Source organism: Actinotalea ferrariae CF5-4 (assembly GCF_000603945.1).
In the GTDB taxonomy this organism is placed as follows: domain Bacteria; phylum Actinomycetota; class Actinomycetes; order Actinomycetales; family Cellulomonadaceae; genus Actinotalea; species Actinotalea ferrariae.
The window spans coordinates 1-649 of record NZ_AXCW01000103.1 but is presented as its reverse complement, the minus strand read 5'-3'; the positions used below and the strand labels follow the sequence as shown (position 1 = coordinate 649).

At 73.3% G+C, this 649-nt stretch carries 2 protein-coding genes; both read right to left on the bottom strand.

What is annotated here, in order from left to right; translation table 11 throughout:
- A partial coding sequence (locus N866_RS20455) for an NAD(P)-binding protein (RefSeq protein WP_155855302.1) occupies positions 1–144 on the bottom strand: 144 nt, incomplete at its 3' end.
- Positions 145–187: 43 nt separating this feature from the next.
- Positions 188–550 carry a DUF2200 domain-containing protein gene (locus tag N866_RS10630; protein ID WP_155855301.1) on the bottom strand — a complete coding sequence of 121 codons (363 nt, stop codon included), beginning with the start codon at positions 548–550 and terminating at the stop codon, positions 188–190.
- Between the last annotated feature and the right edge of the window lie 99 nt (positions 551–649).

The window sequence follows — 649 nt, the reverse complement described above, 5'->3', positions numbered from 1 at the left end:
CAGGCCGGCCCCGGGCGCGTCCGGGGCCGTGGCGCGCTCGTGCACGGTGACGGACCAGCCCGCCCGGCCGAGCGCCACGGCGGCGGCGAGACCGCCGATGCCTGCGCCGACGACGGCGGCGGTGCGGGGTGGCGGCGGCGTCATGCCGCGGACTCTACGGAGGACGACGGCAGCGGGCGCCGTGGGGTCACGCGGTGCTGCTGCTCCGCAGGATCGAGGTCATCTTCTTGCCGCGCGCCAGCTCGTCCACCAGCTTGTCCATCCAGCGGATCTGCTGCATGAGCGGGTCCTCGATCTCCTCGACCCGGATCCCGCAGATCAGCCCCCGGATCTCGGTGGCGTGCGGGTTCATCGCCGGCGCCCGGGCGAAGAACGTCTCGAGGTCGACGTCGTCCGCGATGGCCCGCTCGAGGCCGGCCGCGTCGTAGCCGGTGAGCCAGGTGATGACCTGGTCCACCTCCTCCCTGCTGTGCCCCTTGCGCTCCGCCTTGGCGACGTAGAGCGGGTGGATGCGCGCGAAGCTCATCCCGAAGATCCGGTGTCCGGCCACGGTGCGCTCCCGGCTCGTCGTGCGGCTGCTGTCCCGGCTCCGAGGCTAGTCCGCACCGGTCCGGCTCGGTTGACCGGCCCCCTGTCATCGTGGCGGGTT